Source organism: Roseinatronobacter domitianus (assembly GCF_023336755.1).
GTDB lineage: Bacteria > Pseudomonadota > Alphaproteobacteria > Rhodobacterales > Rhodobacteraceae > Roseinatronobacter > Roseinatronobacter domitianus.
The window spans coordinates 26532-39405 of sequence record NZ_JALZWP010000017.1 but is presented as its reverse complement, the minus strand read 5'-3'; the positions used below and the strand labels follow the sequence as shown (position 1 = coordinate 39405).

Below are 12874 nucleotides of genomic sequence, written 5' to 3'. Positions count from 1 at the left end.
GGGCGTTTTTCCCATCGCGCAGGGCGGTGGACCTGCTAATCTTTGGCCATGATCGACACCAGTTTTGCTCACCGCATGGCTATGCGCAGTTTGCTGCCCAGCTTTGGCGTGGGCATGACGCAAGAGGTCAAGATCGGCATGTTGGTGCCGCTAAGCGGGTCTGTGCAATCTTGGGGCTTGCCGGGTTATCAGGGGTGCCAGATCTGGGAGGATTGGCTCAACCGTGCGGGGGGCTTGCTGATCCAGGGACGGCGCTACCCTGTGCGAATCATCGCGCGGGATTGTGGCGATGATCCGGATCAGGCGCTTGTTCTGGCGCGCGAATTGATCTGGCAAGATCAGGTCTCGTTGCTGATGCTGCTGGGCGGAGATTATGTCGCGCATCTGCGTGATCTGCTGAATGACAGCCGCGTTCTTGCCTCGACCTTGCTGCCGAGCGACCTGTCGCCAGATATGCGCTATCTGATTGCGCCGTCAGAGGTGCATCCGGTTTACAACGTGACTGGGGTGGACTGGATCGGGCGGAACTGCCCGCAGGTCCGGCGGGTTGCGCTTTGCAGCCAAAGGGATGGATTCGGGCTGCCGTCACTCGCCACGTATCGCGCGGCTTTTGCCGCGTCCGGCCATGCAATTTGCAAGGATGTGCAATACGCCCCAGAGGATACGGATGTGGCCGCCATCGTCCAGCCCATGCTGGAAGAAGACCCTGACTTGCTATGCTGGTGCACCAGCTACACACCTATGGTTCATGCCATGACCGAATATGCCCATGCGAAGGGGTTTCGAGGCAAGATTCTGTCCTGCACGCTGGACCAATATGAGAGATTGGTTGCGCGCACATCGGTCGAGTTCATGGAAGGCGCGATCTTCCAGTTTCCTGATTTCGACGATCCGGCTTTGGCAGAGAAGGCGTTTTTCTTCAACCAGCCGCATAGTTTTTATGCCGAATATCAGGACCGGTTCCCCGATAGCTGGAGCGCGGTCAGCTGGGAATATGTCGCCATCCTCGACATCTGGCACGCGGCGGTCGAGAAAGTCGGCGCGCTGAACGCATCGGCGGTTCTGGCGGCCATGAAGCAAATGGGACAGGTCAACCATGCCTTTGGCCCTGCCGAATGGTGGGGAGAAGAGATTTTCGGAATCAGCCATGCGCTTGTTGGCGACTGGCCCGTGGTGCGGATCGACAAAGGCAAGGCGCGCATCGTCGAATTCGGATCGGTGCGCGGCTGGCTGGACCAACACGAAGCGTTGCTAGAGGCTGAAATGCGCCAGCTTGGTCAGTTGTGGCACCAAAAACTGGCTGCGCCGACCGTGCCGCAAAGCCTGCATCCGCGTGTGCCGGGCGGGGCGGACTGAACCTTGCGTTAGCCTTCGTGCAACAGCAGTTTTTGCTCATCCACCAGATGCAGTTTGACGAATTCCACCGCCGCTTCCACGTCGCGGGCGGCAATTGCATTGAACAACGTATTATAGCGGGTCTGGTAGCTTTGAATGCGGTCGGGCGTCAGGTGGCGGCGCATCAGCGCGGTCCGAAAACTTTGGCGACACACTTCGATTGTCATCTCGTAGCAGGCTTCAAGCAGGGGGTTGCGGGTGCCTTGCGCGATCTTGCGGTATAGTTCTTCTTCGCATTTGATGAATTCCGTCACATCGCTGCGCACGCGTTCAATGCGCGACACGATGTCATCAAGTTCATCCAGCTCGCGCGGGCTCATATTGATGGTGGCCAGCCGCACCATTTCGGGTTCGATGATGCTGCGAACCACCAGATGATCGAGTGGGCTTGTGCGCTCGGCGATAGAGCCACTGCTCATATGCTCAACCGTGCGTGCGCGATAGGTCACGAAACTGCCGCTGCCTGCGCGTCGCCGGATAATGTTATGCGTGGCCAGCACATCAAGCGCCTCGCGCACCGTGTTCCGAGATACGCCCAGTTCCGCGGCCAAGGCGCGCTCGCTGGGAAGGCGCGAATCTGCCGGGTATTCCTCTGACTGGATTTTCGCAAACAGCGTGTCGATTACGACTTGCACGGTGCCGCCCACGGCTTGATCCAGCACAAGCCCTGCTTCCAGCCGTGAATTCATTACAAGTCCCATTTCGCCTGTTCCCTTGACCGCCAGCGCGGCTGAGCGTCCATCAGCTTACATAGTGACTGTAGCGGGAAATGGCCAGAAATGTTGGTACGATGAAAGCGCGCCACGCTCAAACCGGCGTGGCGCACTGTGTCGGTTTATTCCGCAGGGGTTGCGGCCGGTGCTGGCGCGATGTCCCAGACTTTCTGGTCCAGACCATCGGCCTGATCGTTCTCATCCACCTTAAGACCGATGGTCTTCTCCAGAATGAAACCCAGCACCAGAGCGGTGACGACACCTGCGCCGACGCAGGCCGCAATGCCGGCAAGCTGCATGACTATGCCGATTTCGCCGTGCTGGAACGCATAGGCGCCGTCCTCGAATCCAAGGTAGCCGCCGCGCGGGGTTCCGGCCTTGAAGATGCCCAGCATGATAAGCCCATAGCTGCCCGCGCCCAAGAACAGCGGGAACAGCTTGTGTTCATCAATGCCGCGCTTAAGCGTGAATTCGTAGACCGCATAGGCGACGAAAGGCGCGCCAAGGGCCACGAGGAACATTTGCCAAGGCAAATACACGTCAAAGCCCGAGGCTCCGGCGACATAACCCGCAAGTGGGCCAAGAAGCGTGTAGGCGTAGCTGCGGGTTTTGTAAGCGATCAGAAGGCCCGAAATTGCGCCGCCAGCCCAAGCCAACCCGTAATTGTTGAAGGCAATGCCAACGCTGGTGTTCGCCATGGTCACGCTGACGGCAAGTGCTTCGGGGTCGAAGAAGAACAGGCAGGACAAGATGACCATCGGCAACGCCGCGAAGATCGTCATAAGCCCGGTTGCCGCAAGCCCGATGCTGGGCGCGTCATAGCTGGCAACCTTGGCGTGCGGCCCGAACATGCCGGGGCGTGCGCCCAGTTTCGGCACCATGACAAGCGCCATGCCAGCCGGGAACAGATAGACAAAGCCCACGCCGAAGAAGTCGTGAAAGCCGGGATTGGTCAGCGGGCCGACAGACCCCCATGTTGCCCAGCTTAGCGCCGAGGATACCACCGTCGCGACCGCGCAAAAGATGAAATAGGCCGCTGCCTTCATCCGCTCTGCGACCGCGAAATGGAACAGCACGTTGATGATGCCAGCAAAGCACGCAAGGAAGAAGATGAAGATCTGGAACGTGTTCAGCCCCGGAAACACCCCAGGATCGACCTCATGCGCACGAGCGTTCGACATGCCGCCCGCCAGCCACCAATCCTTGATGGAATCGGTTAGCGTCGCGCCTTCCATGATGTAGTATTGCGCGGCCCAGAAGCCGAACCCTATGATGAAATAGGTTGCAAACCCGATGAAGAAGCCCATCAGCTTTTCAAGGGTCGAATTTAGCAGGTTGTTGCTGCGGGTCGTGCCTGCGTCGATCATCAGCAGGCCGACGACAACCATGATCGCCCCGACTGTGCCGGATGCGTAAACAAGATTTTGCACAAGCGAGTTCAGTGTGACCTGCTCGGCAAAGACGGTTTCCAGATTTAGTGACATTTCATTCTCCATGACCTGTTGCGAAGCCAAGGACCGGGTTGGGCCTGCCTTCGCTGAAGGGTCTTGATCCCTGTTGTCCGTCGACAGCACTCTGAACCAATCTGGCAACCGGTTGCCGCGACAAGAAAAGGATGACCTTAGGTTAAGGTTTTACAAAGCATAAAATTGCCTTTTGAGAATAAAACTTTCCTTTTGGTGTGATATTGGTCCAGTTCGGGTCTGGCATTTTCAGGAATGCGGAAATTTTGGTCCAATTTGGTTAAGGCTGTGGTCCCATCATCTGTTCGCCGTGAGCGCGCCGAATCGGCCAAACGAATCACTTTTCTGTCAACTGGACGGTACTGGCGCGTTTTGCTGCACGCGGAACATGTTTATGCGGTCCCGATCATCTTCGGGGGTGAGGCCATAGGCTTCGGCATAGCGACGGCGCAGTGCGGCGGGACTGGAAAAGCCAGAGGACAGAGCAATCTCGCGCAGTGGGCGATTGGAATACATCACCAGTTGCCGCGCGGCATCCAGCCGTTTCGCGCGGTAGTAAAGCTTGGGGCTTTTGCCCAGTTGCATCTTGAACAACCGTTCCAGATGGCGTGGTGAAATCCCGATCTGCTCGCAGATATCACCCACGGCGATCGGGTCTTCAAGGTGGTCATCCATAATGCGGAGCGCCTCGGCAACCGGCTCGGGCAACATGTCAGATGCCGCGGTAGAGCGCAGCGCGGGGATGCGCTGCCGCACACCGTCGCCGCGCACGAAGGGGTGTTGGAACCAGCAGGCCACTTCGGTCGTCACCGCATCGCCGAAGCGGTTCTTGATAAGACGCAAGGCAAGGTCGAACCCGGCAGCCGCGCCAGATATCGTGACACGACGGCGGTCTACCATGATGACATCATCCGTGGTGCGATGCTCGGGGAATTCGTCGCTGAAGGCGGTTGCGTAGCACCAATGAACAGAGGTTACATGCCCATCCAGAAGGCCCGCACGCGCCAATGGAAACACCCCGCCGCTAACGCCCCCCAGCGTCGCACCGTGGCGGGCGCGGTTGCGCAATGCGCCATAGCCCTTGCGCGGTTCCGCGAAATGGCCATTGGGCGGGGATAGCAGAAACAGGTAATCCAGATGCCCTGCCCCGGCGAGCGCACAATTCGGGTGAAAGGCCACCGCTGCGCTGCTTTCCACCGGTGCGCCATCCTCTGAAATAAGGCTCCATGCGAAGGCGCGCGTCCCTGCGATTTCATTCGCCGCGCGCAACGGTTCGATCATCGAGGTCAGGCAAGCCATCGGAAAGCCCGGGAAAATCAGGAAACCGAGCTGGATATTTTCATTTTCAGTCATATTCTGTATACTGCGGTTAAACATTTCGCAGGCTCCTTGATGACCTGTTTGTCGAAATCCAAGGTCGTGCCCATGCCGAAAGGGATCAGATGACAACCACCGTGAAACCATCCGAGCTTGCCGGGCGCGCTGCTCCGTTGCGCCAAGACCCCCACAGCACGCGCGAGGAGCGCGAAAAGGTGCTGGAAGTGGCGATCGGGCGCGAAGTGCGCGCTTTTCGTCGTCAAAAGGGTATCACGGTGGCGGACTTGGCGGAATTGACCGGGTTGTCCATTGGCATGCTGTCCAAGATCGAGAATGGTAACACCTCGCCCTCGCTGACCACGCTTCAGGCTTTGTCGCATGCGCTGAGCGTGCCTCTGACCGCGTTTTTCCGTGGGTTCGAAGAGCATCGAGAGGCGGTTCACACCCCGGCAGGCGCAGGGGTTGAAACCGAACGCGCGGGCACCCGCGCCGGGCATCAATACAACTTGCTTGGGCATATCGGGTCCAATGCCAGCGGGGTCATGGTGGAACCCTACCTGATTACGCTGACGCTGGAGTCCGATATATTCCCGACCTTTCAGCACGGCGGGATAGAGACGATCTACATGCTGGAAGGCGCATTGCAGTATCGCCACAATGACACGCTGTATGCCCTTAAACCCGGCGACACTTTGTTTTTCGATGCGGATGCGCCGCACGGGCCAGAAGTTCTGGAAAAGCTCCCTGCGCGATATTTGTCGATCATCGCGTATCCGCAGAACGTGTGACATCAGGTTTGCAGTGGGGGTTCGCTGTGGATGTCGGGCCATATTCCGGGTGATGTGGGCAGGCCGTCATCGAAGCGCGACAGGTAGTCCAGGATGATCGGGCGGTTGTCGATGAAGCCTTTGTAGGTGGCAAGTTCAGCCGGCAGATCGCGGATCACCCGGTGCAGGCGGCGGCCCCATTTCGGCACGGTCACAAGGTCTTCCAGCGCGATCAGGTAGCAGCGGATCGGGAAGACAAGCGCGTTTGATCGCGGCAGGCGGTAGAAGGTCTGCAATTCGACGCGCAGATGTTGCTTGCGGCCGACGTTTTCTGGCGTGAGCGTGGTCTTTTGGATGCCCCATTTATGGTAGTTTTCCGGGCTGGTATCCAGCAGCGGGTTGACGGTCATGGTCCAGTTCAAGCGCCGCGCCGGGCTGTCTTGCTGCACGTTCAGCAGGAATTTCAGCGCGCGTTTGAACACGCCCATTTCATGCGCCAGCGGCACCGGCGCGTGCCATTCGAAAAAGTTCATCCCGATGTCGAAATCCAGCGACCAATCGGCCTGGGTTGTGACCATACCCGCATCCATCCACAGGTTATTCTCGCGCTGGTCCAGCACCGCGAAATCGCCTTGGGTCTGGCGGGTGATGTATTCCATCGGGCCATAGGGCAGGCTGGCCTCGTCCATGAAGGTGAAGGTGTCGTCAATGCCCAAGGGCTTGTTGACCCAGCGCCATGTGGTGCCGTCGCGGTGCAATTCGAACAGATCGGGGTAATCCTCGGATTTGCTGACCATGATAAGTTCCAGCAAGTCCCACCCCGCCAGCGTCATATGCGGCAAGGACTGGCAGCGCAGCGGGTCATCCGCCAAGACCAGCGCGCGGTCGCGCATTTCCGCGATATAATGTTCGTCCACATCGAAGCGCTTGGCATAGACGGACCCGTCCGGCCCGCCCCGGTGGCGTTCCATGTTGACCGAATACATGTAGCTGTCTTCGTGGAAGGGGAAGGGAAAGCGTTTGATCGCCCATTCCGAGTTGCGGAAGGTGTAATCGTCGCGGAAAGTTTCGTCATTGAACTGGATCGTCATGGTCCCGTCTCCTTTACCTGTCCAGCACCAACCGGGTTCCTTCGAACCGGCTGACACAGGGCATGATCTTGCTGCCGTCGCGCTCGTCATCTTCCAACCAATGATCGTGATGCTGGAACGTGCCGTCATGCGCGATCACGCCGGTTTCGCATTGCCCGCAGGCCCCGCCACGGCACAGATAGGGGGCATCAACGCCCTCGCGCTCCATGGCTTCCAACAGGCTTTCATGTTCGCCCACGGTAATGGTCTTGCCCGATTGTGCCAATTCCACATCGAACGGCTTGCCCGATTGCGGGGCGAGGAATTCTTCGGAATGCACGGCCTCGGGCGGCCAGCCAAGGCGTTCGGCGGTGGCCAGAACCCAGTCGATCATCCCGCGCGGCCCGCAGACATAGACATGGGTTCCGGGTGGCTGGCCCGACAGCAGGCGTTCCAGCGGGATTTGCTGGCTCTGGTCGTCCAGATACAGCTTCACCCGTTTGGGATGCGCCGCGCGCAAGTCGTCGGCATAGCTGGCCAAAGCCTGCGACCGGGCCGAATAATGCAATTCGAACGCGCCGCCCGTGGTCTGCAATTGCTTGATCTGCGCCACAAACGGCGTGACCCCGATACCGCCCGCGATCATCAGATGCTTGCGCGCGGTCAGGTCCAGCGCGAACAGGTTGACCGGGGTGCCCAGCACCAGCCTGTCACCCACCTGCACCTTGTCATGCAAGAACATCGACCCGCCGCGCCCGGCAGCGTCGCGCCGCACGGAAATGGCGTAATGCGTGGGGTCCACCGGGTCGGACATCAGCGAATAGGGGTTCAGCCGGGTCACATCGCCATCGCGCATTTCAACCACCGTATGCGCGCCGCCAGAAAACGGCGGCAGCGGCTTGCCGTCGGCATGGGCGAATTCAAACCGCGTGACCAGATCGTTCAGCTTGACCTTGGCGGTGACGATAACGGGCAGCTTTCCCGGACCGGCGCTCATGAATACAACTCCACCGGGGCAGGCACATTGCCGGGGTCTTCGGCATCTATGCAGACACCCTGAAACGCGGCCAACCTGCGCGAGTAGTGGTCGCGCACAAACAGGTTCAGCCCGCAATGGCCGCATTGGAACGGGTCGGTCATCACGTCCTCGGTGATGCCCTTGCAATGCACGCATTGCACCCGTCGCGCGACGGACCCGCGATGTTCGGTCTGGATGGCGGATTTCGGAATACCGATCTGCAAGGCCAGCGCCATGGCCTGCCCGATCAGCCCTTCGGTTCCGGCCAGATAGATCTGCGCGCCCATCGGGGCGGCGCTGAACACACGGTGCAGGCGCTGCGTGCAGGCGCCGTAGCTGGGCGCGATATGCAGAATATCGGGGGCGGCGGCGCGAAGCGGGTCGGTGAATCTGTCACCCGTGCCCTTCGGAATATAGATGACATGCGCCCGGCGCATCAGCTCTGGGTCAGCCTGTGCCACAGATAAAATCGCCTCGGCCCCTTCGGCATCGGCAAGCATGATCTGGGCGGCACCGGCGCGGGGGGCGAGTGTGCCGTAAACGGGGCGGCTGTGTATAGATGGGGGAAAGTGGAAACGGCTCATCCTGAAGGCGACTCCTTTAGCTGGGCGGGCATGCGCAGCCGCATGCCCGGTTCCGGTCTTAGCCCTTGGCGGTGCGGCGCTTTTTGTCCGGGTCGTAGAAGGGCATGGAATGGGCCACGCAGGGAATTTCGGCATCGGCGTTTTTGACACTCATCGCCGTGCCATCGATGGCGCAGTCCACCGGCATCCGGGCAATCCCCACATTATGCGTGTTCAGCGAGGAATACATGCCGATCGTGACCACACCGACCTGTTGGCCGTCTTTCATCAGCGCGGCACCTTCTTCGGCGGGCGTGGTGCCTTCCAGCTTCACGCCGTAAATCTTGAAGCGTTCCTTGCCCTTCAGCCGGTAATGTTCCTCGGCCCCGCGGAACCCCGTTTTGCCCTTGGACACGGTGAAATCCAGCCCCAGCTCCCACAGCGTGTCGCCGGCTTTCTCATCCTCGAACGGATATTGTTCAGAATTGTCATACGGATAGAACAGCAGGTAGCTTTCGGCGCGCAGCCAGTCGAGCGTGGTAAAGCGGGTCGGGATAATCCCCATCGGCGCGCCCTGTTCGACAAGCGCATCCCAGATTGACACGGCATCTTGCGCGCGGCAGAAAATCTCATATCCGCGCTCGCCCGTGTAGCCGGTGCGAGAGATCATCACCGGCTTGTCCCACAGCATGGTCTGGATATGCGAGAAATAGGCCAGGTCACGAATGCCCGGCACGCCCTGCTGTTCCAGGAAATCCACCGCCAGCGGACCTTGCAATGAGATGTCATGCAGGTTGTCGTCGAAGCGGATATCCACGTCCCGCCCCATCGCCGCCATGGTCAGTTGCTCATGCCCCTGACCCGCGCCATGCACAACCATATAGGCGTTCGGCCCGGTGCGGTAGATCACGCAATCGTCGATGAACTTGCCGTCGTCGTTCAGCATGGTCGCGTAGGAACTGCGCCCCGGCTTGATCTTGTCGGCGTTGCGCGTGGTCGCGCGGTCGATCACATGAAACGCATGCGGCCCCACCACATGCACTTTCTTCAGACCGGACACATCCATGAACCCCGCCTTGGTGCGGATCGCAAGATATTCCTCTTCCTGATCCTTGTCATAGCTCCACGCCGTGCCCATGCCGGACCAGTCCTCCAGCCCCGACCCCATCGCGCGGTGCCGGTCGGCCAATGCTGAAAAGCGCCAGGATTGCGTCATCTCTCTCTCCCATCAATTAGGTAGCGCGTTTTGGTCTGAATTGGTTTCACGGGCCTGAAGCCCTGAGCCAGTATCCGCGCCTTGCTTCAGAAAGCAGACCACATTGAGCCAAAAAATCAACACAAAAAGAAAATAATTTTCCCAACAGGCAAAAAGTTGAGCTGTACAGGCTTGGAGTTGCCGCATCGCGGTGCATAATTGGTTCAAATTGGGTTTGGGTGGTCTTCGGCTTGCCTCGAATCGCGCCGCAATGGGGGCGCGGCTGCTTGCGGAGCGTCGGCGCTTAAATCTTGGGCTGCTTCCGGAAAGATATTTCCGCTTAGGAAAAAATAATTCTTAACAGTTGATGGCCGTTTTGTTTGCTGCTAGCGTCACCACAACCCCAAGACCAAGAGGACACAAGCCATGTGCGGGATTGTCGGATTATTCCTGAAAGACAAATCGCTCGAACCCCAGTTGGGGGCGATGCTGACCGATATGCTTATCACCATGACGGACCGTGGTCCCGACAGTGCCGGTATCGCAATTTACGGCGCCGGGCAGGGCGGACGCGCCAAGATGACGGTGCAATCCGCGCAGCCCGACAATGATTTTGCAACCTTGGCAGAGGATTTGTCGGCGGTGCTTGGCACTTCGGCCTCTGTGCGGGCCGTCGACACCCATGCGGTGATCGACCTGCCCGCAGACAAAGCAGAATCGGCGCGGGCCGCGCTTGCCGAATTGCGCCCCGGATTGCGCGTCATGAGTGACGGCGAGCGGATCGAGATCTTCAAGGAAGTTGGGCTACCCAAGGACGTGGCCGCGCGGTTCAGCCTGTCGGCCATGTCAGGAAGCCACGGCATTGGCCATACCCGAATGGCGACCGAATCGGCGGTGACAACGCAAGGGGCGCACCCGTTTTCCACCGGGGCCGACCAGTGCCTTGTGCATAACGGGTCGTTGTCCAACCATAACAGCCTGCGCCGCAAGCTGCGCGCGGCGGGGATGCGGATCGAAAGCGAAAACGACACCGAAGTCGGAGCCGCTTACCTAAGCTGGCGAATGCGTGAAGGGGCCACGCTTGGCGAGGCGCTCGAATCCTCCATCGACGACCTGGACGGGTTCTTTACCTTCGTTGTTGGCACCAAGGACGGGTTTGGCGTGGTGCGTGACCCGATTGCTTGCAAGCCTGCGGTTATGGCCGAAACCGACCAATATGTTGCCTTTGGGTCCGAATACCGCGCGCTGGTTAACCTGCCGGGGATCGATTCTGCCCGCGTCTGGGAACCCGAACCCGCAACCGTTTATTTCTGGAGCCACTGAGCCATGCAGACCATAGACCTTGCCACCCAGCCCCTGCGCGAGTTGAATGCAACGCTGCAATCACAAGCGGCGCAGACCAACGCCACAGAATGGGAAGTTCTGAACCCACGCGGGGCGCACGCCATTGCCGTGGGTCTGGATGCGCCGATTGACGTCACCGTGCGCGGGTCCACCGGCTATTATTGCGGCGGCATGAACAAGCAGGCGAATATACACGTCACCGGCTCCGCCGGGCCGGGCGTTGCCGAAAACATGATGTCTGGCACTGTCGTCATCGACGGTGATGCCAGCCAATACGCAGGGGCCACGGGGCGCGGCGGTTTGTTGGTTATCAAGGGCAATGCGTCCAGCCGCTGCGGCATTTCGATGAAGGGGATCGACATCGTGGTGCAGGGCAATATCGGGCATATGTCGGCGTTTATGGGGCAGGCGGGCAATCTGGTTGTCTGTGGCGATGCAGGCGACGCGTTGGGTGATTCGCTGTATGAGGCGCGGTTGTTCGTGCGCGGGTCCGTCAAAAGCCTTGGCGCAGACTGCATAGAGAAAGAGATGCGTTCCGAACATCTGGAGATTCTGCGCGATCTTTTGGCGCGCGCGGGGGTTGATGCCCAGCCAGAAGAGTTCCGGCGTTACGGCTCTGCTCGCAAGCTCTACAATTTCGACATCGATAATGCTGCGGCCTACTAAGGGGTATGACCATGAAAGACGATGAACGCCGCACACCGCGCACAATGCCGCTTCAATCGGCAACGTTTTCGAACCCGATCAACGCCGAAATCCGTCGGGCTGCGGCCACCGGGATTTATGACATCCGCGGCGGCGGTGCAAAACGGCGGGTCCCGCATTTCGACGACCTGCTGTTTCTGGGCGCGTCGGTCAGCCGCTACCCGCTAGAGGGCTACCGCGAGAAATGCGACACCAGCGTCACGCTGGGCACGCGGTTCGCGAAAAAGCCGATCAAGCTGGATATCCCGATCACCATTGCGGGGATGAGCTTTGGCGCGCTATCCGCGCAAGCCAAGGAAGCCTTGGGGCGCGGTGCGTCGGAAGCGGGAACGTCCACCACGACAGGCGACGGCGGCATGACCGCCGAAGAGCGCGGGCATTCCAAGACGCTGGTCTATCAATACCTGCCCTCGCGCTACGGTATGAACCCCGACGACCTGCGCAGAGCAGATGCGATTGAGATTGTCGTAGGCCAAGGCGCGAAACCCGGTGGCGGCGGCATGTTGCTGGGCCAGAAGATTTCCGACCGTGTGGCGGAAATGCGCACCTTGCCCAAAGGGATTGACCAGCGGTCGGCCTGCCGTCACCCGGATTGGACCGGCCCGGATGATCTGGAAATCAAGATTCTTGAATTGCGCGAGATCACCGGCTGGCAGGTGCCGATCTATGTCAAGGTCGGTGGTACGCGGCCCTATTACGACGTGGCGCTTGCGGTCAAGGCCGGGGCGGATGTGGTGGTTCTGGACGGAATGCAGGGCGGGACCGCAGCAACGCAGGATGTGTTCATTGAAAACGTGGGTCTGCCCACGCTGGCTTGCCTTCGGCCTGCCGTGCGCGCGTTGCAGGATCTGGGTGTGCATCGCGAAGTGCAGCTGATTGTCTCTGGCGGTATTCGGACCGGGGCAGATGTGGCCAAGGCGTTGGCACTGGGCGCGGATGCGGTCAGCATCGGGACCGCGGCCATGATCGCGTTGGGCGACAATGACCCGAAATACGAGGACGAGTATAACGCCCTTGGCACCACTGCGGGCGCCTATGACGACTGGCACGAAGGCCGGGACCCGGCGGGTATTACCACGCAAGACCCGGAATTGGCCGCACGGCTGGACCCGGTCGAGGCCGGGCGGCGCTTGCGCAACTACTTGAAGGTGATGACGCTGGAAGCCCAGACCATCGCGCGGGCTTGCGGGCACAACCACTTGCACAATCTGGAACCCGAAGACCTGTGTGCCCTAACCATGGAGGCGGCAGCAATGGCGCAAATTCCATTGGCCGGGACGGATTGGTATCCGGGCAAACCGGGCGCAGGCTACTAATATTCGAC

12 protein-coding genes are annotated in these 12874 nt (G+C 59.8%); 5 read left to right on the top strand and 7 right to left on the bottom strand.

All coding sequences use genetic code 11. The annotated features are described in order from the left end of the window. Positions 1-48 precede the first annotated feature (48 nt). Positions 49-1356 carry an ABC transporter substrate-binding protein gene (locus tag M3N55_RS14035; RefSeq protein WP_249060150.1) on the top strand — a complete coding sequence of 436 codons (1308 nt, stop codon included), beginning with the start codon at positions 49-51 and terminating at the stop codon, positions 1354-1356. 8 nt (positions 1357-1364) lie between these two features. Here the strand turns inward: M3N55_RS14035 and M3N55_RS14030 are convergent, their stop codons facing one another. The 3 genes from M3N55_RS14030 to M3N55_RS14020 all read right to left on the bottom strand — a co-directional run bounded on the left by M3N55_RS14030 (position 1365) and on the right by M3N55_RS14020 (position 4924). After that, positions 1365-2096: a FadR/GntR family transcriptional regulator gene (locus M3N55_RS14030; protein WP_249060148.1), complete on the bottom strand. Its 732-nt coding sequence runs from the start codon at positions 2094-2096 to the stop codon at positions 1365-1367. Positions 2097-2230: 134 nt separating this feature from the next. Continuing rightward, positions 2231-3592: an ammonium transporter gene (locus tag M3N55_RS14025; RefSeq protein WP_249060138.1), complete on the bottom strand. Its 1362-nt coding sequence runs from the start codon at positions 3590-3592 to the stop codon at positions 2231-2233. A gap of 327 nt (positions 3593-3919) precedes the next feature. Then, a complete protein-coding gene (locus tag M3N55_RS14020; RefSeq protein WP_249060136.1) occupies positions 3920-4924 on the bottom strand; it encodes a GlxA family transcriptional regulator in 1005 nt (334 codons plus the stop codon). A gap of 89 nt (positions 4925-5013) precedes the next feature. Between M3N55_RS14020 and M3N55_RS14015 the strand changes: the two genes are divergently transcribed. Next, positions 5014-5676: a helix-turn-helix domain-containing protein gene (locus M3N55_RS14015; RefSeq protein WP_249060127.1), complete on the top strand. Its 663-nt coding sequence runs from the start codon at positions 5014-5016 to the stop codon at positions 5674-5676. Between the two features lie 2 nt (positions 5677-5678). On the opposite strand, the gene M3N55_RS14010 is transcribed toward M3N55_RS14015, so the two are convergent. From M3N55_RS14010 to M3N55_RS13995, 4 genes are read right to left on the bottom strand one after another with little or no spacing between them, the layout of a single operon-like run. Beyond that, on the bottom strand, positions 5679-6746 hold the full coding sequence (locus M3N55_RS14010; protein WP_249060125.1) for a heme-dependent oxidative N-demethylase family protein: 1068 nt from the start codon (positions 6744-6746) through the stop codon (positions 5679-5681). A gap of 13 nt (positions 6747-6759) precedes the next feature. Then, on the bottom strand, positions 6760-7722 hold the full coding sequence (locus tag M3N55_RS14005) for a PDR/VanB family oxidoreductase (RefSeq protein ID WP_249060123.1): 963 nt from the start codon (positions 7720-7722) through the stop codon (positions 6760-6762). Beyond that, entirely contained in the window at positions 7719-8327 is a 609-nt protein-coding gene (locus tag M3N55_RS14000; RefSeq protein ID WP_249060122.1) for a dimethylamine monooxygenase subunit DmmA family protein, read from the bottom strand. The genes M3N55_RS14005 and M3N55_RS14000 overlap by 4 nt, the downstream gene beginning before the upstream one ends. 58 nt (positions 8328-8385) lie before the next feature. Beyond that, positions 8386-9522 (bottom strand): aminomethyl transferase family protein, encoded by a 1137-nt coding sequence (locus M3N55_RS13995; RefSeq protein WP_249060120.1) that lies wholly within the window; start codon positions 9520-9522, stop codon positions 8386-8388. A gap of 405 nt (positions 9523-9927) precedes the next feature. Between M3N55_RS13995 and M3N55_RS13990 the strand changes: the two genes are divergently transcribed. From M3N55_RS13990 to M3N55_RS13980, 3 genes are read left to right on the top strand one after another with little or no spacing between them, the layout of a single operon-like run. After that, positions 9928-10824, top strand: coding sequence for a class II glutamine amidotransferase (locus M3N55_RS13990; protein ID WP_249060117.1), 897 nt, complete (start codon positions 9928-9930; stop codon positions 10822-10824). Between the two features lie 3 nt (positions 10825-10827). Then, the gene (locus M3N55_RS13985) at positions 10828-11511 is read left to right on the top strand and encodes a GXGXG domain-containing protein (RefSeq protein ID WP_249060115.1); all 684 of its coding nucleotides are present in this window, start codon (positions 10828-10830) and stop codon (positions 11509-11511) included. 11 nt (positions 11512-11522) lie between these two features. Next, positions 11523-12866, top strand: a complete 1344-nt coding sequence (locus tag M3N55_RS13980; RefSeq protein WP_249060113.1) for an FMN-binding glutamate synthase family protein — start codon at positions 11523-11525, stop codon at positions 12864-12866. The last annotated feature ends 8 nt before the right edge of the window (positions 12867-12874 follow it).

Bases quoted from the DNA above. Each gene is read 5' to 3' on its own strand.
- M3N55_RS14035 (WP_249060150.1), top strand. From the start codon at position 49: ATGATCGACACCAGTTTTGCTCACCGCATGGCTATGCGCAGTTTGCTG.
- M3N55_RS14030 (WP_249060148.1), bottom strand. From the start codon at position 2,096: ATGGGACTTGTAATGAATTCACGGCTGGAAGCAGGGCTTGTGCTGGAT.
- M3N55_RS14025 (WP_249060138.1), bottom strand. From the start codon at position 3,592: ATGTCACTAAATCTGGAAACCGTCTTTGCCGAGCAGGTCACACTGAAC.
- M3N55_RS14020 (WP_249060136.1), bottom strand. From the start codon at position 4,924: ATGACTGAAAATGAAAATATCCAGCTCGGTTTCCTGATTTTCCCGGGC.
- M3N55_RS14015 (WP_249060127.1), top strand. From the start codon at position 5,014: ATGACAACCACCGTGAAACCATCCGAGCTTGCCGGGCGCGCTGCTCCG.
- M3N55_RS14010 (WP_249060125.1), bottom strand. From the start codon at position 6,746: ATGACGATCCAGTTCAATGACGAAACTTTCCGCGACGATTACACCTTC.
- M3N55_RS14005 (WP_249060123.1), bottom strand. From the start codon at position 7,722: ATGAGCGCCGGTCCGGGAAAGCTGCCCGTTATCGTCACCGCCAAGGTC.
- M3N55_RS14000 (WP_249060122.1), bottom strand. From the start codon at position 8,327: ATGAGCCGTTTCCACTTTCCCCCATCTATACACAGCCGCCCCGTTTAC.
- M3N55_RS13995 (WP_249060120.1), bottom strand. From the start codon at position 9,522: ATGACGCAATCCTGGCGCTTTTCAGCATTGGCCGACCGGCACCGCGCG.
- M3N55_RS13990 (WP_249060117.1), top strand. From the start codon at position 9,928: ATGTGCGGGATTGTCGGATTATTCCTGAAAGACAAATCGCTCGAACCC.
- M3N55_RS13985 (WP_249060115.1), top strand. From the start codon at position 10,828: ATGCAGACCATAGACCTTGCCACCCAGCCCCTGCGCGAGTTGAATGCA.
- M3N55_RS13980 (WP_249060113.1), top strand. From the start codon at position 11,523: ATGAAAGACGATGAACGCCGCACACCGCGCACAATGCCGCTTCAATCG.